General features: G+C 46.8%; 19 protein-coding genes and 1 pseudogene (1 of these 20 running past the window's edge). 2 read left to right on the plus strand and 18 right to left on the minus strand.

What is annotated here, in order from left to right; translation table 11 throughout:
- The 8 genes and pseudogenes from EYO21_08455 to EYO21_08490 form a co-directional block, all read right to left on the minus strand.
- Positions 1–526: pseudogene (locus EYO21_08455) on the minus strand (hypothetical protein) (it extends 605 nt beyond the left edge of the window).
- 212 nt (positions 527–738) lie between these two features.
- Positions 739–1,629 (minus strand): alpha/beta fold hydrolase, encoded by an 891-nt coding sequence (locus tag EYO21_08460; GenBank protein HIB03833.1) that lies wholly within the window; start codon positions 1,627–1,629, stop codon positions 739–741.
- 55 nt (positions 1,630–1,684) lie between these two features.
- Positions 1,685–2,344, minus strand: coding sequence for a hypothetical protein (locus EYO21_08465; GenBank protein ID HIB03834.1), 660 nt, complete (start codon positions 2,342–2,344; stop codon positions 1,685–1,687).
- Entirely contained in the window at positions 2,341–2,754 is a 414-nt protein-coding gene (locus EYO21_08470; GenBank protein ID HIB03835.1) for an acyl-CoA thioesterase, read from the minus strand. Before EYO21_08470 ends, EYO21_08465 begins: the two co-directional genes overlap by 4 nt.
- Entirely contained in the window at positions 2,754–3,809 is a 1,056-nt protein-coding gene (locus EYO21_08475) for an isopenicillin N synthase family oxygenase (protein ID HIB03836.1), read from the minus strand. The genes EYO21_08470 and EYO21_08475 overlap by 1 nt, the downstream gene beginning before the upstream one ends.
- Complete coding sequence (locus EYO21_08480; protein ID HIB03837.1) at positions 3,739–5,073, minus strand: M24 family metallopeptidase; 1,335 nt, start codon at positions 5,071–5,073, stop codon at positions 3,739–3,741. The genes EYO21_08475 and EYO21_08480 overlap by 71 nt, the downstream gene beginning before the upstream one ends.
- Positions 5,074–5,104: 31 nt before the next feature.
- Positions 5,105–6,709 (minus strand): D-aminoacylase, encoded by a 1,605-nt coding sequence (locus tag EYO21_08485; protein HIB03838.1) that lies wholly within the window; start codon positions 6,707–6,709, stop codon positions 5,105–5,107.
- Between the two features lie 2 nt (positions 6,710–6,711).
- A complete protein-coding gene (locus EYO21_08490) occupies positions 6,712–8,175 on the minus strand; it encodes a M20/M25/M40 family metallo-hydrolase (GenBank protein HIB03839.1) in 1,464 nt (487 codons plus the stop codon).
- A gap of 229 nt (positions 8,176–8,404) precedes the next feature.
- On the opposite strand from EYO21_08490, the gene EYO21_08495 reads away from it, so the two are divergent.
- Positions 8,405–11,500: a glycosyl hydrolase gene (locus EYO21_08495; GenBank protein ID HIB03840.1), complete on the plus strand. Its 3,096-nt coding sequence runs from the start codon at positions 8,405–8,407 to the stop codon at positions 11,498–11,500.
- A 27-nt stretch (positions 11,501–11,527) separates the two neighbouring features.
- On the opposite strand, the gene EYO21_08500 is transcribed toward EYO21_08495, so the two are convergent.
- The 8 genes from EYO21_08500 to EYO21_08535 form a co-directional block, all read right to left on the minus strand.
- Positions 11,528–12,130 carry a transglycosylase gene (locus EYO21_08500; protein HIB03841.1) on the minus strand — a complete coding sequence of 201 codons (603 nt, stop codon included), beginning with the start codon at positions 12,128–12,130 and terminating at the stop codon, positions 11,528–11,530.
- A gap of 41 nt (positions 12,131–12,171) precedes the next feature.
- Positions 12,172–12,957 carry a PhzF family phenazine biosynthesis protein gene (locus EYO21_08505; protein ID HIB03842.1) on the minus strand — a complete coding sequence of 262 codons (786 nt, stop codon included), beginning with the start codon at positions 12,955–12,957 and terminating at the stop codon, positions 12,172–12,174.
- A 17-nt stretch (positions 12,958–12,974) separates the two neighbouring features.
- Positions 12,975–13,241, minus strand: a complete 267-nt coding sequence (locus tag EYO21_08510) for a hypothetical protein (GenBank protein ID HIB03843.1) — start codon at positions 13,239–13,241, stop codon at positions 12,975–12,977.
- A gap of 10 nt (positions 13,242–13,251) precedes the next feature.
- A complete protein-coding gene (locus EYO21_08515) occupies positions 13,252–14,460 on the minus strand; it encodes a membrane dipeptidase (GenBank protein HIB03844.1) in 1,209 nt (402 codons plus the stop codon).
- Positions 14,461–14,516: 56 nt separating this feature from the next.
- Positions 14,517–16,943: a serine hydrolase gene (locus EYO21_08520; protein HIB03845.1), complete on the minus strand. Its 2,427-nt coding sequence runs from the start codon at positions 16,941–16,943 to the stop codon at positions 14,517–14,519.
- A complete protein-coding gene (locus tag EYO21_08525; protein HIB03846.1) occupies positions 16,921–17,802 on the minus strand; it encodes a hypothetical protein in 882 nt (293 codons plus the stop codon). The genes EYO21_08520 and EYO21_08525 overlap by 23 nt, the downstream gene beginning before the upstream one ends.
- Before the next feature lie 36 nt (positions 17,803–17,838).
- Positions 17,839–18,561, minus strand: coding sequence for a hypothetical protein (locus tag EYO21_08530; GenBank protein HIB03847.1), 723 nt, complete (start codon positions 18,559–18,561; stop codon positions 17,839–17,841).
- 115 nt (positions 18,562–18,676) lie between these two features.
- Positions 18,677–20,842: an FdhF/YdeP family oxidoreductase gene (locus EYO21_08535; GenBank protein HIB03848.1), complete on the minus strand. Its 2,166-nt coding sequence runs from the start codon at positions 20,840–20,842 to the stop codon at positions 18,677–18,679.
- Between the two features lie 162 nt (positions 20,843–21,004).
- Here EYO21_08535 and EYO21_08540 point away from each other — a divergent pair, with 162 nt between their 5' ends.
- Positions 21,005–22,048, plus strand: coding sequence for an alcohol dehydrogenase (locus EYO21_08540; protein ID HIB03849.1), 1,044 nt, complete (start codon positions 21,005–21,007; stop codon positions 22,046–22,048).
- Between the two features lie 77 nt (positions 22,049–22,125).
- Here EYO21_08540 and EYO21_08545 read toward each other — a convergent pair whose 3' ends face one another.
- Positions 22,126–22,851, minus strand: a complete 726-nt coding sequence (locus EYO21_08545; protein HIB03850.1) for a hypothetical protein — start codon at positions 22,849–22,851, stop codon at positions 22,126–22,128.
- Between the two features lie 14 nt (positions 22,852–22,865).
- Positions 22,866–23,451, minus strand: a 586-nt coding sequence (locus tag EYO21_08550) for an aldehyde dehydrogenase family protein (protein ID HIB03851.1), incomplete at its 5' end; no start/stop codon positions are given.

A 23,451-nucleotide genomic window follows, 5' to 3' on the forward strand; every position in this document is an offset into this window, starting at 1 on the left:
AGCCCTCTTCCACCTCCGACATCGGTTTCAGGTTCCGAGTTTGAACGGAAACGATCGTGTTCTCATCGGCGCCTTTGTTGTACCGCTTGACGCGGCTCGCCACGAGTTCTCTTACAGCAAGATCGGTATGATTCCCCACCCAGTATTTATTATACTTGTCCAGAAATGCTTTGCGCTCTTCCTTGTCTGGCCAGGCCTTCTTGCGCCGATCTCCTCCGGACACGAGCCATGCGTCGGCGTCAGCCAATGACTTCCATTCAGCCATCTGTTTTACTTGGTTTGAGGAACCGCCGAAATAGTGGCCCAAAACAAGATTGCTAATCAACAGATCACTGGATTCATTCATCTTCTTGAAATAGGTTTCAAACAGCTCCTTCCGTTCTTCCGAGCTCCCTTCCTCCACGTCGCTTAAATAACGGAGATCGTAACTGGAAACTGTTACGACATGGTTCTCAGGGTTATACTGTGCAAAGAGAGTAGTAGATAAGAAAACTGAGGAAACAGCAAGGATTCTAAAGTTAGACATAGGTACCCCCCCTATTCTAGATTAAATGGAAGAACCTGTTACGTTGATATGCCCTCTCCCAAAGACCAACAACTCTAGTAAACTATATTTATAAAATTGAGGTACAAGATAATTTTGTTGTAAAAGGGCCAAAACCATAGATATAAGACACATCTGATAGACTCCAGATTAATGAAGACGGATGAGGTTTTAGTTTATTATTCTGAAAGATTCTAATTCCGGGAAATGAAATCCACCACCAGCTTGCCCAGTTCTTCTCCCTTGTCCTCCTGAAGGAAATGGCCAGCACCCTTAATAATGACGTGATCCTGATCTCTCGCGCCGGGAATTACTTTTTTCAGATAACTTTCGCCTCCCCTTGTAATAGGATCGGAATCGCTGAAAGCGGTCAGGAACGGCTTTTCCCACCTTTTCAGTATTTCCCACGCCGCACGGTTTGGCACTGTGGCAGGATCTGTCGGTTTTGTAGGCACCAGTGTAGGAAAAATACGTGCACCCGCCTTGTATTTCTCTGATGGGAAGGGTGCATCATACCCTTTTTTCGCTGACTCGTCAATTTTGTTTACAGTACCCCTGTTTACAATCCTACTGGCGCTAAATAATTTCACCTTCTGTGAAAAATTCTGCCAGATTAAAAATGCCTTGGGCATCTTCAGGTCACCTGTTAGCAGTGTTGTATTGGCTGCCACAATCCTCTTGAACCGGTGCTCATGTTCAGCAGCAAGGCGTAGTCCGATAAGACCGCCCCAATCCTGACAAAAGAGAGTAATATTTTTCAGATCCAATTTGCGAAGAAAAGCGGCCATCCAGTCTACATGCTGCTGATAGGTGTAAACACTCTTATCCACTGGCTTATCCGATTTTCCAAAACCGATGAAATCCGGAGCCACGACCCTAAAACCGGCATCTCTTACAATGGGGATCATCTTTCTATACAGGAATGACCAGGTCGGCTCTCCGTGGAGCATCAGAACCACTTCATTGTCATTATCTCCTTCATCCACTGTATGCATTTGAACCCCATCACAAGATAAATAATTGGGTTCGAAGGGATAATCCTTCAAATCATGGAACCGGTTATCAGGCGTTATTACTACTTCCATATTTCAACCATATTTATTTCAAAATGAATAGTTGCGTTCATATCAGAAGAATCAATTAAACGGCTGAAGATATCTCACCCGGAAAAACATTTTTTACTTCAATCTCATCATCTTCAATGAATGATTTAATAATGTGCATTGCCTCATTAGGAACCTTGTGTCCTGCATCATAGGTTTGGTAACGGACACTATATCCTAAATTTTTCAAAAAATCCACGGTTTCTTCAGCTTTTCGAGGTGATACAAGTTTATCGTGGTTACCATGCAGAATGAGAATTGGTGTGCCAAGGCTCTGTTTGGTCATTTTGGAAGTAAAAAGTTCTCTGTTTTTTATGAATCCGGAAATGGCTACCACTCCCCCCACTTGAAAAGGAAGTCGTCCAGCTGTAAGCAGTGAGAGACCGGCACCCATGGAAAAACCAACAAAAAAGATATGTCGATTCTCAAAACCATCACTGGAAACCTTTGTAATAAGTTCAGGCATCATCTCAAGTGTTTTGTCATATTTCCAACCGGTTTCATCGCTGCCGCTAAACCATGTATATCCCTCTCCCGTATCAGCTTTGTAAGGTGCCCTGGGCATAACCCATTTTGCAGATGGAGCCTTGACAGATATTGCAATAGGCTCCATGGAATATTCATCACCGGTCCAGCCGTGGAGACCGATAACAGCCCGAGACGGCTTTTCAGTAACTTGATAACTGTTGAGAATCACTCGTTAAGCCTCTCTCGGATGGCCTGGGGAACCGGGCATGTCACTTGCGTTTTATAATTGAAACAGACCAAGGTTGCAAGGGTAGTAACAGTTGGATTTACTTCTTCTTCCCTGAATATGGCCCCCAGCATTTTGAAACTCTTGTTTCCCACATCAACCACTTTCTGTCCTATAGTAAGAATGGCGGGATGGGTAAGCTGGTTATGGTAATCAACTGTAAGAGATACCATAATAAAGGTGTGGGTTTTGTCAAAAAAATTGTGAGCAAACTCCAGTCGTGAAGTTTCCAGATAGGTAAGGTAAGCAGCATGATTGACGTGTTGGCGGAAATCCATATCACGCCACCTGGTCGGCATAGAAGAAAAATGTGTAAACTGATCTTTCGTTGAACGGTATTTGATTTTCGACATCAGATTGCGACAGATCCGTATATGGAATTCAGTCGCTCCTCAAGATAATCACCAGCCATAACAGGTTCAAATTTGGGAGGGTTCAAATCATCATAGCAACTTTCCAAACAAACAATCTCCGTATCATAATTTGTAGCAAAAAAGAAAGGAATCGAAATGCGATCGGCTGATGGATGATTCCGAACGCGGTGTGGCGTTGCCGCGAATAGACCGTTGGTCCACCGTGACATCATCTCCCCTATGTTGACAATAATTGCGTCATCGATAGGGGGAGCATCGATCCACTTTCCTGCCGCATTCATTAATTCAAGTCCCCCTGTTTCATCCTGAATAAGTAGTGTAAAACATTCGTAATCTGTGTGTGTACCTATGCCCAACTTTTCGTTGGAAACGGTTGATTCATTAGGGGGATAATGTATAAGACGCATCTGAGCAATGGGCATGTCTGTAATGGAATCAAAGTAATTCTCATTCAAGTTAAGAGATACAGCAAAAAGCCTGAAAAGTGTTTTAGCCAAGCCCATAGCGGCTTCAAAGTATGCTTCCACTGAACTCCGGAAATGAGGCAAATCCTCTGGCCAGAGATTCGGCGCACTCATACGTTTATAACCAGGATATTGTGGATCATCTATCTTTATCTGAAGCCCAACATCGAAGGCCTCCTTCAAATCCCCAGAATTATCGGGGTCGGTACTCTCGCCATCAATAGGAATATATCCACGATAATATCCAAGATTATCATCATGTATGCTCAGTTTAGTGTTTAGCGAAAGAGAGAAAAGATCTTCTGCTGCTTTTGTGGCATTCGCAATCACCTTCTGGCTCATGCCATGATTTCTAAGATACATAAATCCTGATCTTAAGCATGCGTTCCTTACTTTTTCAGCTACCAATCCCTTGGAGCGATTATCTGCTGAAAACCACCCCGACATATCTATAATAGGAATGCTGTCAAATTGTCCAGCTTTTTCCATACCGATCAGATCAAGGTATGAGGATCCACTCCGTCTGTCTGCCGTCAATGTACTGAACAGTCTCTCCGTTAAAAAATGCATCCTGTTCTAGCATGATAGCTACTTCTTTGCCCCACTCTTCTACCTGAACTTTGGCATTCAGTTCAATGGAGTAGGCTGTATTGGCATGAAGCGGGTAGTCACCGTGTCCCGGGACACCCCCCTGGGAATCCCACATGCCGATAGTGGTCCCGGCAGCATGGCCGTGAAAGCCAATTGGATGAGTGTAGATCATAGGCTTGATCCTTTCCTGTTTCGCTTGATCCAAAGACCTTTTTAGTACATCGTTCCCGCTTCGACCCACTTTAAAGTTACCAGTCAGTATGTCCTGTAATCGGTTCCCGGCTGCAAGTGCTTTTTTTAGATATTCAGGAACATCAGTCTCCCCTTTTCTCAAGACATAGGCGTGCTCTTGGGTATCTGTGTTCAAGCCAAGATAAGTAATGCCAAAATCAACGTGCAATACATCACCGGACATAATGACATTTTGTGGCCGATCTGTCTTGGAAAAGGTGGTGAGAAAATCAAAAGAACCTGTCTCAGCTCTCTGAATGTCAACTGTAGGATGAAACCAGGTGACCAGCTTTAGTTCCCGTATTCGCTCTCGATACCACCAAACCACATCGTCTGTACTGGTGACGCCGGGCTGAATCACTTTTTCCGAGAAGCCTTCTTTAATGATTTCGTGTGCAATCCTGCATATCCGTTCGTAAACAACCATTTCGCCTGATGTCCGGGTTTCCAGCCACCCCACAGCCAGTTTCTCTCCGGAAATTATTCTCTTCTTATATTTGGGAGCCAGGGCTGCATTCAGCGCCTCATATTCAGTAGAGGCAAGGCCGTCAGCCAGTCCATAATTTTCAGACCGATTCACCGCTATCTTTTTGGGATCCCGTTCAGCAATAAGCTCAGCAAGGCGTTTCCACTGGTCCGGCTGTTTTTCCTTTTCCCACGCTTTTTTAAAAACCTCCCCTACATCGTACCGTGCCACAGCTAGCGTTTCCAACGGTTTATTTTTTCCTGGATCATAGATCACTAAGATTGTGCGCCGGCGGGCATTGAGCCAGGTACCTGGAAGCATGGTTCTTATGACCGGGTCTTCGTTGTACTCCCGTGCAATAATGAGCCACATATCTATCTTCTCCCGGCGAAGCAGGTCAGGGAGAACTGTCTCCACCCGATCTTTTAACCATCGGTCCCTAACTTCAGCCCTTTCCTTCATTGATAGGACCTTCGGCATCTCCCCTTGAGCAAACTGCACCAAAAGTGCCAAAGAAATCGTTTTTAGGCATAGTCTGTTTCTCATCTCAGATTCTCCACATTAATGATGTTTAATCCTAGCGTCTCGCCGGGCCTCTAAGCCACATTCCCGAACGTTCTCCAGTAAGCGCCCCAGCCCGAATAGCCAACTTACCGTTTACTATCACGTGATCAATACCCGTGGGATAACGGTGAGGATCAGCATAGGTGGCTTGATCCTGAATCGTTTCTGGATCAAATACCACAAGATCAGCGAAAGCTCCTTCTTCAATTCGGCCGCGATTCTTATGACCGATCCGGTCCGCTGTCATGGACGTCATCTTCTTGACAGCTTCTTCAAGGGACAAGACACCCAATTCCCTCACATATCTGGCTAGAACTCTAGGAAAAGCGCCGTAGCTACGAGGATGGGGATACCCAACACCATAACTGACTGGATCACCGTCCGTTTCGATCATGGCTAAAGGATGCTGCATAATTCTGATGACATCTCCTTCATCCATTGCATGATAAATGGCCGAAAACCCGCCCTTCAGTTGCAAATCAATGGCCAGCTGAATCCCTGTTTCCAAAATGTTGGGAAGACCCCGATCAGTTGCATAATCAGCTAACCGTTTACCATTGTATGACTGATCAATGGGCAGAACCCTGAACTGTATCCTGCGAAGATCACCTCCAGTGCGATCCTTAGTGAATATATCAACCATCTCGCTTTCAATCTTTCGGCGCTGTTCTGGGTCAGCAATGCGAGCAGCAAATCCTTCTCTGCCACCAGCCAGAGACCACTGTGGAAAAAGGATGGAAGACCCGGTACTGGAAGCCGTATACGGATACAGATCGTGAACAATGTCGATCCCTTCAGCATTGGCTGAATCAATGATGGCAAGGCTCTTTTCGGACCAACCCCACTGGGAAATACCGGATGCCTTGTGGTGGTTGATCTGTGCAGGAATCCTCGCTTCTGCTGCAACGCGAATAGTCTCTCTAACAGACTTTAATAGATCTGTTGCCTCATTCCGCATGTGAGAGACGTAAATACCACCATAGCGAGATGCCACTTTAGCCAGTTCTATTACTTCTTCAGGTTTTGCAAAATTGGCTGGTACATACAATAGACCTGTTGTAAAACCTATGGCGCCCTGTTTCATGGACTCCTCAACATACCACCGCATTTTATCCAGCTCATCTTCCGATGGGGCTCTATTCTCCAGACCCAGCACCTGTTTTCTCGTCCAGGTGTGTCCGGCATAGAATCCCACATTCGGTGCCACTCGCAGAGATGCTGCATATTCATCCAGTGGCCACGGCTGATCACCACTATGTAGTGTGGCCAGAATCGTTGTGATGCCTTGCCTAGTGAAATTCTCTGCCAGCGGATGTTCGTGAATGGTTGTCTGGATGTGCGCATGATTGTCGATGAATCCAGGGCTTACCACACGTCCGGTGATATCCAGAACATCTAGAGCATCCTCTCGATTCAATCCTTCTCTGGAAATTGAAACGATTGTAACCCCTTTTACAGCTACATCCGCTCGGTAGGATGGATTACCCAGCCCGTCCACCACGGTGCCTCCCGTGAGTATCAGATCATACTGTTTTTCGGGAGGCTTGTCTGTGCTGCACCCAAGCAGTCCGATGATTGCCAGAATGAGAAAATTGTTCTTCATTCTTGTGTCACCCATCTTTATTTGCCTCCGTTTCTTATAAGCTGGACATAAAATGTGACCCCGTCTTTGAGGCTTCTGACGCTCAGTTTTTCATTGGTACCATGGACACCCTCTATCCTGCCTTGAAATCTATCAAATGGAATAAACCGATATATATTAGGCGTTAGTTCCTGGAAATGCTTCGAATCAGTACCTCCCGGACTGAGACCAGGGACAACAACAATCTTTGGGAAAACTTCACGGATAGTTCTTGCCAAAAGATCGAATTGAGGCGCACTGGTAACTGAAACTTTGGATGCCTCACTAGCGAAACCTTCTTCAATTTCAATATCAACTCGCTCATCATTCACAATCCTTGTTGCCATCTCTAACACCCAATCTATACTGTCGCCCGGCCTGAGTCTGAAATTAACCACCGCTGTAGCTGTGGGAGGGATTACGTTGTCTTTGACACCACCCTGAATTATTGTAGGTGCCGTTGTAGTCCGCATCATAGCAGAGAGAGTTGGTTTTCCTGAAGCATATCTTACGAACGGTTTTTCCATAAGCCACAGATTAGCAACGAGGAATCTCAAGCTGAATTTCATAGCGGGCTCAAAGGCCATTATCATCTGTTTAGTAGAAGGAGTCATGGAAGCAGGCAACGGGTTCAATTGAAGTTTCTGGATCGCCATGGCCAGTATACCGATAGTGGACTCCCTTTCCGGCATGGAGGAATGTCCACCTTTGCCGCGGGCGGTTAACCTCAAAGACAAATAACCTTTTTCACCCATAGCAACAAATGCGACCATAGAATTAATGGAAAGCATATCCCCTGAAAGTATACCACCACCCTCGTCCAATACAAATTCCGGTACAATTTTCATCAGCTCCATATGTTCAGCTATTATAGCAGCGCCTTGCGTACCCCCGATTTCTTCATCATGACCAAATGAGATATAAATTGTTCTCACCGGTGAGAAACCTTCACCCAAGAGCCACTCTGCCGCTTCCATGATTGCGAAAAGGCTCGCCTTGTCATCCATAGCGCCACGGCCCCAGATATAGCCGTCTGCCACATTCCCGCTGAAGGGACCGTGGGTCCAATCATTTACAGACTCCTCTGTCACAGGCACCACATCCATGTGTGCCATGAGTACAACAGGATTGAGCGACGGGTCTGTCCCCTTCCATGTGTAAAGAAGGGATAAGTCACCTATGACCTCCCGCTTCAAATAGCGATGAACCTTCGGGTAGTTTGTTTCAAGATAATCATGAAAAGCTTTGAACGCCTGAAAGTCCATTCTCGACCGGTTTGTATAGGCGACAGTAGGAATTCTCAGGCCGCCGGCAAATCGTTCAGCAGCGGCTGATTCATCAATATTCAGAAGCGGGATCGGTTTAACATCGACGTCATCTTCACCAAACGTGAACGTCCGGATCAACATAACGGCAACAAGCATGATGAGAGAAACTCCAAACCACTTCAAAATGCTTTTCATGTTCGTTTGATAACCATGATTACAAGTGGACCTGAAGTTAATGACCCTCCCCGTACCTGCCAACGTGGGACGGGTAGCATGTGACACCCTTTCACCAACTCACAGTGATTATATCTTCGAACCGTGCCTCAACGTTTCTTTTCTTCGAATACTAACAGACCTATATTCACAGTTTCCGGGGTTAAGTGAACTAAGGAGTAAAATGATGAAATCGCCCTTGAAGCATTATATGCAAACAGTTTCTTTCTTTTCCATTCTTTTGTCATCCCTGGCAGCTGTCGAAATAGACACTTCCCTCTTCCAAGCCATGGAGTGGCGAAACATTGGTCCCTTCCGGGGTGGTCGATCCACAGCGGTGGCGGGAGTTGTAGGTCACACTTCCACCTATTACTTTGGTGCCACCGGAGGCGGTGTCTGGAAAACGGATGATGCTGGTATATCGTGGCAAAATGTTTCAGACGGTCACTTCGGCGTCGGATCCATCGGCGCAATCGCCGTTTCTTCATCCAACCCGAATGTTGTTTATGTGGGTACAGGAACAGCCTGCGTCCGAGGCGTTTCAAACTCTCATGGTGATGGTGTTTATAAATCCATGGACGGTGGTGAAACATGGTCCCATCTTGGACTGAAAAATACACGGCATATTTCCAAAGTGATCATTCATCCGGACAATCCCGATCACGTCTATGTGGCGGCACAGGGAACTCCATGGACAGGCAGCAAAGAAAGGGGCATCTATCGTTCAAAGAACGGTGGAAAGACATGGGAACAAATATTTTTTGTGGATGAGCTAGCCAGCGCTTCTGATCTCAGTATGGATATGACCAATCCACGAGTACTCTACGCAGCTTTTTGGCACCATCAACGTCTGCCCTGGCAAGTACGAAGCGGCGGACCGGGGAGCGGTATTTATAAATCGACTGATGGTGGCGACAGTTGGGATAAACTAGAAAAGGGTCTGCCTGAAGAAATGGGAAAAACTTCGGTAGCGGTTTCCCCCGTAAATCCCAAACGAGTCTGGGTTTTGACCGAGTCTAATAAATGGGGACTCTATCGCTCCGATGACGGCGGGAAATCGTTCACGCGAGTGAACAAAGATCGTGTCCTTATCGCCCGGTCTTGGTATTACATCCATGTGTTTGCTGATCCCCAGAATGAGAATACGGTTTACGTCCTGAACGCACCTGTGATGAAATCCACTGACGGCGGTAAAACATTTGAAAATGTTCGCACTCCTCATGGTGACAATCACGACCTTTGGATCAATCCCCATGACAACCAAATCATGATTAATGGTAACGACGGCGGCGCCAATATCTCTTTTAATGGCGGCAGAACGTGGTCAACTCAACAGAACCAGCCTACGGCTCAGTTCTACAGGGTCATTACTGACAACCGCTTCCCTTACTGGGTTTATGGCGGCCAGCAAGACAACAGCTCCGTGGCTATCGCCAGCCGAGCTCGAGGCGGTATCGATTGGAAAGATTGGTACTCGGTAGCAGGCTGTGAGAGCGCTTATCTCGCTTTCGACCCGGACAATCCCGTCCTTGTCTACGGTGGATGTTACCAAGGGCTCATCAATGAACTGAATGTTGAGAGCGGCAATAGCCGGAGTATCATGGCCTACGAGTATCTTGGTCTGGGCTCAGACCCAATTGATCAAAAATACCGATTCAACTGGAATGCCCCTATTGTGGCTTCACCCCACGATCCGCAGATGATCTACCACGCGGGGAATGTTGTCTTGAAAACGGAGGACAGAGGTGAATCGTGGGCAGTCATCAGTCCTGATCTTACCCTAAACAAAAAGGAAAATCTCGGCAAAGGGGGCGCGCCTATTACAAACGAAGCGGCCGGCGGCGAGATCTACCACACCATCCTTTATCTCGAGCTTTCTACCCACGAAGAAGGAACAATCTGGGCAGGAAGCGATGACGGGCTGGTACATGTCACCAAAGACGGCGGAAAAACATGGAATAATGTGACCCCCAACGGCCTTAAGGAAGGGATGGTAAATGCCATCGATGTTTCCCCCCACGATCCCGCAACGGCCTACATTGCCTTCACACGGTATAAGTTTGCCGATTTTAAGCCCTATATATACAAAACAGACAATTACGGTAAAACCTGGAAAAAAATCATTAGAGGAATTTCTGATGACGCTTATGTAAGAGTGGTTCGGGAAGATCCAGTGAAAAAAGGTCTCCTTTATGCGGGTACGGAACTGGGACTATTTGTCTCTTTCGACGACGGTAAGGCGTGGCAGCGTTTTCAGTTGAATCTCCCCATCGTTCCCATTACGGACCTCACATTCAGAAACAATGACCTGGTAGCCTCCACTCTGGGTCGGGCTTTCTGGATCCTGGATGATCTTTCCCCACTTCAAAACCTGTCGGCCGATCTTGCGAAAAAGGAAGTCCATCTCTTTAGTCCCAAAGAAACACTTCTCATTTCTTACGGCGGAAGATCAGACGGCTCATCAGCTGGGAAAAATCCGCCCAGTGGCGTGGTGTTCCAATATCTTTTAGGTACTGAGAGTGATTCAACCACTTCTGTTAAGTTGAATATAGTAAACAGTCACGGCGACACTGTAAGGAGCTTTACCAATAAAGCCGGTGACCCGATACAAACCCGCTGGGGTATGCAACGGGCACCCGGTCTCAGCACCAAAAAAGGGATGAACCGATTTATCTGGAATATGCGGGTGGCTGACCTGACAAAAGTACCAAAACTGTTCACCTCCGGCTCCCCAGCTGGTTACCGGGTAGGACCGGGAAATTATACGGCTATTATTAACCTTGGAAAGAAGAACTCAGAAACATCTTTCAAAATTGCACCTGATCCGCGGAACGATCTCACCACCCGCTACGACCGGCAACAGGACATGCTGGAAGAACTATATGATACCACCAATGATCTGTATGGCTCTGTCAAATCACTCCGTTCCATTCGAGGTCAATTACAGGGCATCACGAAAAATATTAAGGGGATGGATGACACGGAGAAACTGGTGGAAGCCGGCAAAGCGGCGGTAAAGGCGCTTTCCGACTGGGAGGAATCCGTGGTCTCCCTGAAACTGGAAACATATCAGGATGTGGTCAACTTCGATAGCGGCCTGGATGCAGATCTGAAAGAGCTCATGTCCAAAATTGACGGATCGGGACCCGTTGTTTCAGAGGGGAGCAAAGACAGGTTTGACGACCTCATGAAACAGTGGAAAGAAAAACAATCAGAGTACAACGCCCTCGTATCAGACCAGGTTGGCCAGTTCAACAGGCTCTATCGTGATATGGATATACCAGCGGTAATAATCAAAGAAGATTAGTTATAATTAATCGGAATTGGACGGGGATTAAAAGAAAATAAACCACCGTCTGAGTTTTCTTTTGCACCGCTTATACTGGCTCTTATATATGGACGCGCGTTTATCCACCCTATTGGCGATTTGTATGAGCCCTTTTTTCTTCTTGTAGGTTCCCTTTCTGTAGCCGCCCCACCCTTCATGGTAGGCAAGGTAGAGCGCCTTAGCGTTAGACTTCGAAATCCCGAGCTTTTCATGGCTCTTAGCATTGAACCAGCCGACAAAGTCAACAGCATCGTCGAAGTCCGTTCTTTGTGAGAACATACCTCCTGCATCTTTTACATACTGTTCCCAAGTTCCATCAAGTACCTGGGCATAACCTTTAGCACTGCTTTTACGTTTCCATGGGATTACCCACAACAGCTTCCTTCGCTCCGCTTTAACCTTGCCCCTGTACGAAGACTCCTGATAGATGAAGGCCATGGTGACGCTGATGGGTACGCCCCATTTTTTTTCGGCGCGCCTGGCAGCTTTATACCAGCTTCTTTTTTCATTGAAGATTTCACAAATATTTTCAGGGGATTTGGGCGGTTGTACGGTACAACCTTGAAAAAGAAAAAGAATTATTAAACAATGGATTAATCGCTTAACCACAGTAGAGGTTAAACGATGGGAGGATCTCAAGCGTTCCACCCTTACAAGGGTATTTCTATCTTCCCTTCCAAATACTTCACTGCCTGTCCCTCAAGTAAAACCCGGTCCCCTTGCATTTTGCAAATCACCTCCCCTCCTCTTGCTGAGAGTTGCCTCGCCACAAGTTTCGACTTTCCTAAACGATCTACCCAGTAGGGCGTCATCTGGCAGTGGGCTGAACCAGTGACAGGATCTTCATCAATACCTGTTTGTGGGAAAAAACATCGGGACACGAAATCACAGTCGTCACCCGGCGCGGTAACGATAAGACCTCGCGATTTTAACCGGGCAAGTTTCCTGAAATCCGGTGCCAGCTTTTCAATCTGCAGCTGTGTAGAAACGACGGCCAGGTAATCAGTTCCTTTCATGACCAAGTCAGGTTCAAGCCCAAGACCTTCAGTTAACGGTTTGGGGACATCACAAGAGTCAGACGGTTCAGCAGGGAAATCCATAATATAACCGCTGCCTCCACATTTTACGGTAAGCGGACCACTTTTTGATTGGAATTCGATCGTTTCACCATCAAACCCAAGTTCACTGAAAACCACGTGCGCTGAGGCCAAGGTAGCATGGCCGCAAAGGGCCACCTCCACCACCGGGGTGAACCAGCGGATGTGATAGCCATTTCTATCAGGTACCAGATAGGCCGTTTCTGAAAGATTGTTCTCCAGGGCGATAGATAGAAGAACAGTGTCAGGTAACCACTCCTCAAGTGGTACAACGGCGGCGGGATTGCCCCGGAAAAGCTCGGAAGCGAATGCATCCACCTGATAGATGGGAAGCATCATAATGAATCCTCAGAAGATTAAAAACTGACCCGCTTTGTATCGCACTGACCGCGGGTTTCGGAATACTCGTATTCGATGCATTCTGAAGCGCTGTGGTAGAAGCACCGGACCTTCTCATCCTCCAGACACTCGTAAACGTATTCAACCGAGATATAGTCCTTTGAATGCACTTTCAAAGTGTCATCAGCAACACCATAGGGTGCTTCCGGAATGGCTCCCCTTCTTCCAAAACCGCCGCAGCTGTCGCAGCCACTGGATGTGACCACCACAATAAGCGCGACCATGGCTATGATACTAACCGGCAGCCTGAAGTTCTTTAGCAACTCTTTCAACCTCGTTCCAGACACGCCAGACGTTCCTGTAACAAATCTTCGCAATATCCTCATCGGAATACCCCCGCTTCAGCAGGTGAAAGATGAGATTAGGATAATAGGAGACATCCTTCAATTCATAAGGAAGACTGTCCCCTACACCATCAAAATCTGATCCAAAGGCCACATGGTCAATTCCCGCCAGTTTCACCACATGGTCAATATGGTCTGCCACATCAGTTACATCTGCGTAAGTAGGATTCTCGCGGCTCACTTCCCGGGCATATTGCATAAACTCTTCGTCGCCCATTTCGAGGCCATTTTCTTCAGCATAAGCCCGGACCTTTTCACGGTTTTTATTCGATTTGTCACGGGATTCCTCACTGAGAAAAGAGGAGCCGAAATTGATCTGGATAACACCACCATTAGCGGCCAGCGTCTCGATCATCTCGTCATTCATGTTCCTTTCAAAACCCGGCGTAAAAGCACGACAAGAGGAATGAGAAGCAATGGCTGGTGCCTTGGTAATTTTCATTACATCGTAAAAGGCGTTATCCGAAACGTGGGAAATGTCCACCATAATGCCCACCCGGTTCATCTCCGCAACTACCTGCCTGCCGAAATCACTAATCCCGCCCCAAGTGCTCGTGGTATCGTATGAAGAGTCGCAAATCTGGTTGTCTTTTCCGTGAGTAAGGGTAATGTACCGGACGCCCCGCCTGTGAAAGTGAGCCACATTGTTCAGGTCATCTTCAATGGGGGCACCGTTCTCCATCCCCATGGGGAGTGCGATCTTTCCTTCAGCCACAATTTTCTCAACCTCCGCTGGTGATGTCGCTACAGCAAATTTGTCAGGGTGATCCCCGGCAAGATTTTCCACCAGATCGATAAGAGAGTCAGCTTTTGATTTTGCACCACCTGTTTCCTGATACGATGACGGCACATAGATAGACATGAAAGGCGCATCCAGTCCCCCCTTCTTCGCTCGGACGAAATCAAAGTCGCCCCCTTGGGTCCTCACCGATATATCTTCCATCTTTCTCGCAAGACGATAAGGAATATCCACATGACCGTCCGTAATGATATGTTTGTGGGCTAGTTCATCAGCTTTCTTCCGGAGGGTTGCATCATTTGTGCATCCAGAGAAAATTATTCCTGCCGCAAATAAAAGAATCCATTGTTGTTTGATCATTCTCACCTTCCTCTTTGAATTAATCTGAGAATCTATAACCCCCGCCCCTTTCTGGGTCATTGTAAAATCTTATTTAATTTCTCCAATTCTTCAAATGTAAGATTCAGAATGGGGTAATCATTCCAGGTTTTGTAATCGTAGTGCCACCATTCTGCCTCATATACAGTGTACCCTTCTGACTCCATGGCCCACCGTAGGAGTTCCCTATGCCACCGCTGCCGGGAAGTACCACCCATGTAATCCGGAAAAGAGCGGTCGGTCATCTCATCATAGCCGCCCACCATTTCAACCACCTCTCCAGTGCTAAGATCATAAAGAGTGAGATCCACAGCGCATCCCCGGTTGTGTCGGGAGCCGTTGTCAGGATTGGCCACAAAGATCTTTTTATCATCGGGGGTGGCATCCCAGAACATTTTTGTCACATACCACGGCCGGTAGGAATCGTGGATAAGCAATCCGTAGCCATAGGTCTTCAGTTTTCTATGGGCCCGAACCAGTGCCTCTGCCGCCGGCCGCTGCATGTAAGCATGAGCCGACTGGTAAAAGACTGTACTCATAAAATTATTCGTAGTAGCATATCGGATATCGTATTTGACTGAGGCATCTAAACTTTCCAATTCTACCAGATCCGGTTCGTTCTTTTTCCGTTCGGCTGGAGGTGAAGCAGAAAGAGCGATCTCCCGCAGTTCATCCACTGGTTTCAAAAGTTCGATTCTGAATGTTTCGCCCTGTTCTACCCCAACATCTCTTCTATAGAAAATAGGGCCGTTCTCGATTTGAACCTGAGTGGCGATACCATCTCCATTTCGTTTAAACCTCAATTGTTCACCGTGATACATTCCTCCCGTTGAAGGAAAGGCAAACAGATCTTTCTCCACTTCTGTAAGAATGTCTTTTTCCATCCACTCAATAAGGGCCGTCAGTTTCCCGTGCTCTTCGTAGATATAAAGGATATTGTGGTCCCACCCGTATTCTCCTATTAAACCCCGCCACCCTTGTTGGACCGGTGTTGGTTTTGAGTATTCCAAACGATAGTAAACAGTTCCATCTATGATAACAGAACTACCATCTTCAGAATAGTCCAAACGGGCACCGTAACTGATCTTGTCATCAGTCACCAGCTTGCCATTATGCCGCCTTACTCTCGCCTGGATCCTGTCGTTTTCCATATATAGCGTGCCGTACCTTTTAATTAGTCTCAGATGTCTCCCGTTATCAGAAATAAAATGCCCTGCCAGCAATTCCACGGTTTCTTTATCTACAGGTCCTGTTTTGTCATAATGCGGAAGAGGTTTTCCCTTTTCAACGGCCAAGAGGCAATCGAGGGCATAAATAGCCAGCCGCCGTGTAATGGTGTTGGTCACATCCACTGAGGAAGTGACTGCTACCCCCAGTTCCACTTCCGGCAAAGCATAAAGCTGTGTGGAAAATCCGTACACTGCACCGCCGTGGCCCACCCGTTTGTAACCGGCCTGTTCTGAAAGTGAGAAGCCGATACCGAACCCTATGTTATGCTGCTGATCTTTCCCATCATTAAACTGGCTGGTGAGCATCAGCTTAAGTGTCTCCGCTTCGATCACCTGTCCGTTAGGTCCTGCACCACCGTTGAACAGTATTTTCATGAATTGACCCAGATCCACAACAGGTGCATACATGCTTCCGGCTGGAGACATGCCAAGTTCAAAAGTAGGCGCATGGAAAACTCTGCCATCATAAGACCACATGGTCGCGTCAGCTAGGCGATCAATGATATCAGGCAACGGTTCAAAAGCGCTGTGAGAAAGCCCCATGGGTAGAAGAACGTTTTTCCTTAAATAACTAGCGAACGGTTCATTCTTCAATCTCTCCAGCACATATCCCACCGTAGCAATGCCGCCGTTGGAATATTTAATCTTACTTTCAGGCTCATAGATTATATCAGAATCGATGATACTCTTTACTGTCGCCTCTAGGGTCGGTTCATCATCAGCAAAATAGTTCCCCACCAAGGGTTCCCTCAGGAGTCCTGATCGGTGAGACATAAGTTGTCGAAGAGTGATATCCTTGTCAAACCTGCTCCTAGGGCGAAACTCGGGAAGATAGTCGGTAATGGGGGCGTCCAGATCCACTTCCCCCCTCTCAACCAATTGCATGATTCCAATGTCCGTGAAAAGTTTCGAGACTGAACCGACTCGGTAAACAGTGTTAGCATCGGCTTTTGACGGTTTCCCCAAATCCTCATAACCGTAACCACGAGCCCAAAGAATTTCCTGATCATCCACCAGTACAATGGAGACGGCATTCAGCCCCTTATCACTCATCTCATAATTAACAGCATCCGTGAGCTTTGAAGACACTTCTCTGTATTCCCCGGACGCTCTGATATGACCTGGACGATTTTCACAGGACGAAAAAAGACCCAACAAGAGAAGAAAATAAAATTTGATGGAAACCTTACTGTTCATTGATTCTCCCGGTTTTCTAAGGAGTGGAATTACCACCATTATACATCAATACAAATGTTATGATTCGAGATGCCTCTTCCATGGTTTTAGCCGAAAACCGGATAGTATGTGAACCGGTTCTCTCAAACAGAGAAAGATAACTTAAAAGTTCCACCGGGCTGTAGTTTTTAAAGCCCAAGTCAACAGTTGCCGGGTTCTTTACCCTGTACGGTTTATATTTTTTTATATTCTTCACCGCCCTAGCAGCTTTCTCACGAATAAGATCATAAGCAGCTTCAGGTTGAAGAGTCTTTGCCGAATGCAAACTGAGGGCCCATTTCACCACCGCACCTTCCACGTTTCCAACAAGTGAACTGACCTCCTCCACAGCTGCGTCATCCCCAGATACCATGATAACTGGCACACCCAGTTCACCTGCAATGGCTGCGTTCCATGCACCTTCCGTGACAGGCGTTCCGTTGAGCTTAACGGATGTAAGACGGCCACTGGAAAAGGTATGAGCCCTCACACCGGTCAGGTTATCCGAACTGGCATGATATCCCAGAAATATGACACCGTCAAAAGAATCATCCAGCCCCCCAACCATGTCAAGAGGCCTTGGCCATGAACGGACAATCTTCACATCTTTGGGTAATTTATCGATAAGAAGGTTCTGGCCGTTTCCGTGGGAGTCGGCAACCAGTATCTCACCTGCCCCCGCGGAACGCGCCCCTTCGATGGCTGCATTCACTTCAGCCGTCATAAATTCACGGAATTGCTGGTACTCAAAACCCGAAGGTCCCATTTGTTCCCCCGTGACAGCACCAACCACACCTTCCATATCGGAAGAGATGTAGATTTTTGGGCCGTCTGCCGCCCAGGCTAAACTGATCAGTAACAATGTAATTAACTTTTTCATGATTTAACTCCCTTGATTAATGAAACAAATTTCCCGTTAATTCTTCTCCACAAATTCATAGTCTACTGGTGCGTGGAAGTCGTCAGGATTGAACGCCTCTTCCTCAATATTTAAAAGTTCAAAAAATGCTCTCATCTTCGGGTCGTCTTTATCTTCTTCAAATCCCATCAAGTTCATTTTGATTAGGGTGCCGGGGATCGGGTCAAGATCAAATTTATTTGAAGATGACATCACATTTGATATACCTGTGAATTCTTCTTCACGCACAGCCAACCCTATTTTCTCATTGATATTTCTCTGCATCTTTGTCGCCTTTTTTCTCAAAGGAAGATCTTCGGCCATCCACTCCTCAAATATCATTCTCCCATCATCACTGACAATTGAGGTAACCCATTTGTGGGCAATGATACCGTTAACTGTTTCTATCCCTTGATCTGTTCTCGAAACAACTGGCTCTTCCCTATCTTCATCATCGTCACCACCCATTGTAAAGGAGACTGACTTTCTATTAGATGAGTCCGGATTGACCCTCTCCTCTATTAAGTCCTCAAAGGTAGTGTACCAGTATTCTTCATCCTCATTATCATAAGATACCATGTACCCGTTGGACTGGTCAATAATGGATCCCTCAGAGCCACTCATCCATCTAAAGACAAACCTGTCTATGTTGGACTCCTCTTTTTCATGCACCATCCCATTGGCGACCACTGTTGTGGAAATCATTTCTACCTTACCGATAATTGGGACCTGAATCTTCATCGACTCCCGATAGCGAATTTGAGTGGTTGGCTGGGCTTGAAGGAAAGTCCACACCAGCATGAATAGTATATTTAAATATTGAATCTTCACGATAATTTTAGTTTAACATCAGCCGTTAAGATTTAGTAATCCTTACCGCCACTGACTTAAACCCTGGTGTCTTACTCTGGTCGTCCACAAGGTTAGGAATAAGCACATTCGCTTCAGGAAAGAACGCTGCAACGTTCCCTTTGGGAATATCGAACGCTTTTACCTTTACTTCGTTCATTTGTCCTGTTTGATTTTTTATGTGAACATGACCATTTTCCTGAACTCCTATGGAAGTCATATCGTCACCGCTCATCATGACAATCCACCGATCATCAGTCCCACGAAAAACATCCTCCTCTTCATAGATAATGGTGTTGAACTGCCCCTCACTTCGGACAGAAGAAAGAGTGAATTCTCCTTCTTCGCGTTTTAAATCGGGAATGGAAACTGTAGAGAATTTTGCTCTGCCATTCTCCGTGGCAAACAGGGGATCGTGGAATGTCCTGCCACCGATCTGGAACTCTTCTTTGGTCTTATCTATGGCACCTATTTTTTCAAACCCGGGAATTGTCTTGGCAATAGCTTCTCGAATGTGCCCGTGTTCTTTGAATCGAAGCCAGTCTACGGGATGATCTCCGAGGACAGAATGGGCAATTTCTGCAATAATATCCGATTCGGAACGGACATTGTCCAGCCGAACAATTCCACCATCACTCATTCTCACAAAGTTGAACATGGATTCCTGTGTGGTTGGCTGTTTCTCCTCGTCTCTAGCCGCCACTGGAAGAATAATACATTCTCCTTCAGTGGCGGTTACATGAGTCTTGTTGAGAGTTGTTGTCAGAAAAACCTTGAAAGGAATATTGTTCAACGACTGTTCAGCAAACCGAGAGTCAGGATTCGCAGAATACAGGTTACCTCCCTGTAAAAATGCCAGGTCTATATTTCCGTTCAAAGCCGACTGCATGCACTGCATTGTGTCCATTCCCGGTGCCTCGGGCATCACCACACCCAGTTCCAACTCTAGCTTTTCCATGACACTGCTTTTCAGCGCTGGGGTGACACCCATGGAACCCAATCCCTGAACATTGGAGTGCCCTCGAAGTGGCAAAAGACCAGCGTGTGGTTTGCCAATCATGCCCCGAAGCAGGGCCAGGTTCACAATGGATTGAACATTCCCAACACCAAATTCATGATGGGTAATCCCCATGGCCCAGGAAAAAATAACCTTCTCTGCTTTGACGTATTGTTCCGCCAGTTCCTCAATGATTTTCCTCTCTACGCCTGATGAATCGGATATTTCTTTCCAAGAAACAGTTTCCAGCTCCTGCTGGAATTCCTCGAATCTATCTGTATAATTCGCCACAAATTCATCATTCACCCAACTCCGTTCCACCACAGCTTTTGCAACCCCTTTCAAGAGGGAAATATCTCCGCCGATATTTGGCTGAATATATTTGGAGGCGATTTCACAATCCCCCAGCATCATAGCCCGCCAGTCGCTGGGTACCCTAAACTTTACAAGGCCCGGCTCTTTCAGAGGATTGATGACGATCACCTTCCCACCTCGACGACGACATTGGAGAAGTTCTTTCATGAACCGGGGATGATTGGAAGAAGGGTTCGCTCCAATAAGCCAGATCATTTCAGTGTGTTTCACATCGTCCAGCACAACGCTGGCTGTTCCTGAGCCGATGGTTTTCGCTAAACCCACACCTGACGCCTGATGACAATAGTAGGAGCAGTTGTTTACATTGTTGGTACCAAAAACCCGGGCAAAGATCTGAAGGAGAAAGGCTGCCTCGTTAGAGGAACGGCCTGAACTGTAAAAGAAAGTTCTGTGGGGTGACAGCAACTTTAAACGTTCACTGATCCTGGATAAAGCCTCATCCCAGGTCACTGTCAGAAAATGATTGTGCTCCGGCGTTTTCAAAAGGGGAGAATTGAGCCGGCCAAGACGTTCCAGCTCCCGGGGCAATTTCTGCCTCAAATCACTCAGAGGCAATGTGAGGAGTTCTTCAGGAATGGCAGGCTGAATGTCGGTAAGCTGCGCCTGAAGGCTCTTTTTGCAAACTTCAATATAGTTGCCCGCTTCATTACGCATGCCTCCCTTCTGACCACCCATACCATAAGCGCAGGTTTTGCAGGTATTCTTGGAGGTGGCTGATTTAAAGAACTTCCGAAAGCCAACTTCTTTCCCCACTTTCAGGGAGTATCCAACTGATCCAAATCCTGAAACGGCCTTGCTCACTAATCCCACTTTTCCAGGTTATCGTAGAAAGACATCATAGTTCATTATCTGATAGATAGGAATATCTCACGTAGAGAGGATCAATTCAACCTGTTTTCAGTAAGGTCTGTTCGTAATTTATACGGCGTTACGGTTTGACTCTAATCTGAGAGTTTCCGACAAATGAGAGCAGTACTGTTCGAAACCTTTGGAGAACGTCCCTCACTTCACGACGTCTCCGATCCTCATCTAACAGATGATGGTGTTATCATCCAGGTTAAAGCCAACGGCATCTGCAGAAGTGACTGGCACGGGTGGATGGGCCATGATCCTGCCATCGCCAATCTTCCCCATGTCCTTGGCCATGAACTGGCCGGTGTTATAGAATCTGTGGGAAACAATGTGAGCACCTGGAAAAAAGGTGATCGGGTCACTGTCCCTTTCAGCGGCGGATGTGGTTACTGTCCACAGTGTAAAGATGGTTTTTCCAATATTTGCGACAACGATTTTCAGCCCGGCTTTACTGCCTGGGGTGCATACGCTGAACTGGTGGCCATACGATACGCCGAATGGAACCTGGTCCGCCTACCGGACGATATGAACTTTGTGGGGGCTGCCACTCTCGGGTGCCGCTTTGCAACCGCATTCAGAGGCGTTTTGGACCAAGGCAAAATATCAAAAGGGAACTGGGTTGTGGTTCACGGGTGCGGTGGTGTGGGGTTGTCAGCCATCATGATCGCCTCGGCAATAGGCGCAAGAATTGTGGCTGTGGACATAACCGATGCCAAACTTGAGCTCGCGAGATCGGCCGGTGCACAGCACACTGTTAACATCACTGAAACAGAAACTATGGTTGAAAAAGTGTGTGAAATAACAGGCGGCGGTGCTCATGTCTCCATCGATGCCGTCGGCAACTCACGTGTGAGCCGAAACTCCATCAATTGCCTCAGGAAGCGGGGTCGTCATGTTCAGATCGGCCTGACTGTCGGAAGGGACAGTGTGGTAGGTGTTCCCATGGACAAAGTGATCGCTCGGGAGCTGAAGATTGTAGGAAGCCATGGCATTCAGGCGTTTCGATACAAAGATATGCTCGAATGGATCAGAGATAAAAAAATCGATTTAAATAGTCTTGTGAGCCGAACCGTCTCCCTGGAAGAATCGATTGATGTGCTGGTGGGAATGGAGAATTTCGATGGCGAAGGCGTTACGGTCATTGACCGGTTTTGAAGTTGATGAAATAATAACCGGATTATAAGTATAATGTTATACTTTAATAAAATATCCTATATAATTTATTAATTGAGTTAAGGGAGATTATTCTCAAGATATTTGAGCATCTTTTTCTGCTGGCTCAGCCACCCCAGCCGGACTTCTATATTCACATACCTTATCCCTTTATGTCCCATGAGCCTGGAAAGGGAGCCGTCATCGAGATCGTCATCATTTGACTGCAGCACCACATTGTAGGGCGACTTGGCCAATATCTCATAATCAGTTCGGTCGGTGCAAAGAAAAAAATCCTGACGCTTCTGACTCGGCTTGACGGAATAGACAGCTGCATTCTCAATCTCTGAATCGATGGAGTATCCGCGAAAGTTGTTGTGCAATGCTATCACCAGACCCCCTTCTGGCGGGAGTAGTTTTTTCAAAAAAGTCTCCCTCTCCCCATCCAGCATCTCAGCAATTACCCTTCGTTTATTCTTTGACACTTCCGGGTGGTACTTAAGCAATGACTTCTTTGTCCCTTCCGTGGAAAAGATCCGGTTCGGATCCAGCCTAACACCGTTCACAAGGACGACACGGTCATCGTTATTAATAATAAATGCCGTCCCTTTGTAGCGCTTAATATGATACTGGAGCGCCATCTCCGCTGTCTTCTCATCTCCGTGAAGCCAGATATAACGGCGGTTCGATTCGCCGTTTTTCACAGCTGTGAACTTAATAGTGCCATAGCTCAGTGTCGTCCGGACTGTCGCATCATCCGCACTTAGAAGTGTAAGAATGAGCGCTACAATAAAAGAAAGACGCACGTTACAGGTTAATTCTACTCTCCGTCAGAACCGTAGGGAAACCACCAATCTTTCTTTTCCTGGCGGTAGTCGATGAGGATATGCTTTGGCTCTCTGAATTCGTTCAGCCCCTCTATGCCCAATTCCCTCCCCTGACCAGACATTTTCATGCCACCGAAAGGTGCGGCATTATTTTCTGAAAGAGGATTATTGATCCAAAAGCTTCCCGCTTTTATATCGTCAGCGGCCGTCATGGCCAACTCAAGGTCTTTGGTATAAATAGAACAACCAAGGCCATACTTGGTGGCGTTGGATAGTTCGATGGCTTCCTGAAGTGATTTTACCCTTTGGATTGGTACAACAGGACTGAAAGCCTCCTCGTTCATTAATTCCATATCAGCCGACATTCTGTCAAATACCGTTGGTGAATAGTAGTAACCCTTGTCGAAAGCTTCCGGACGGCCTCCTCCTGTCAACAGTCGCGCCCCCTGTTCCACAGCAAGATCTACCTTTTCGTGGGCCTTTTCATATTGCATTACGGAGGCCATAGGGCCCATATCTGTGTTGACATTCATGGGATCGCCTAATTTCACTTTTTTTGCCTCTTCTACAAGCGCTTCT

It is taken from the genome of Candidatus Neomarinimicrobiota bacterium (genome assembly GCA_012964825.1).
GTDB lineage: Bacteria > Fidelibacterota > Marinisomatia > Marinisomatales > S15-B10 > UBA2125.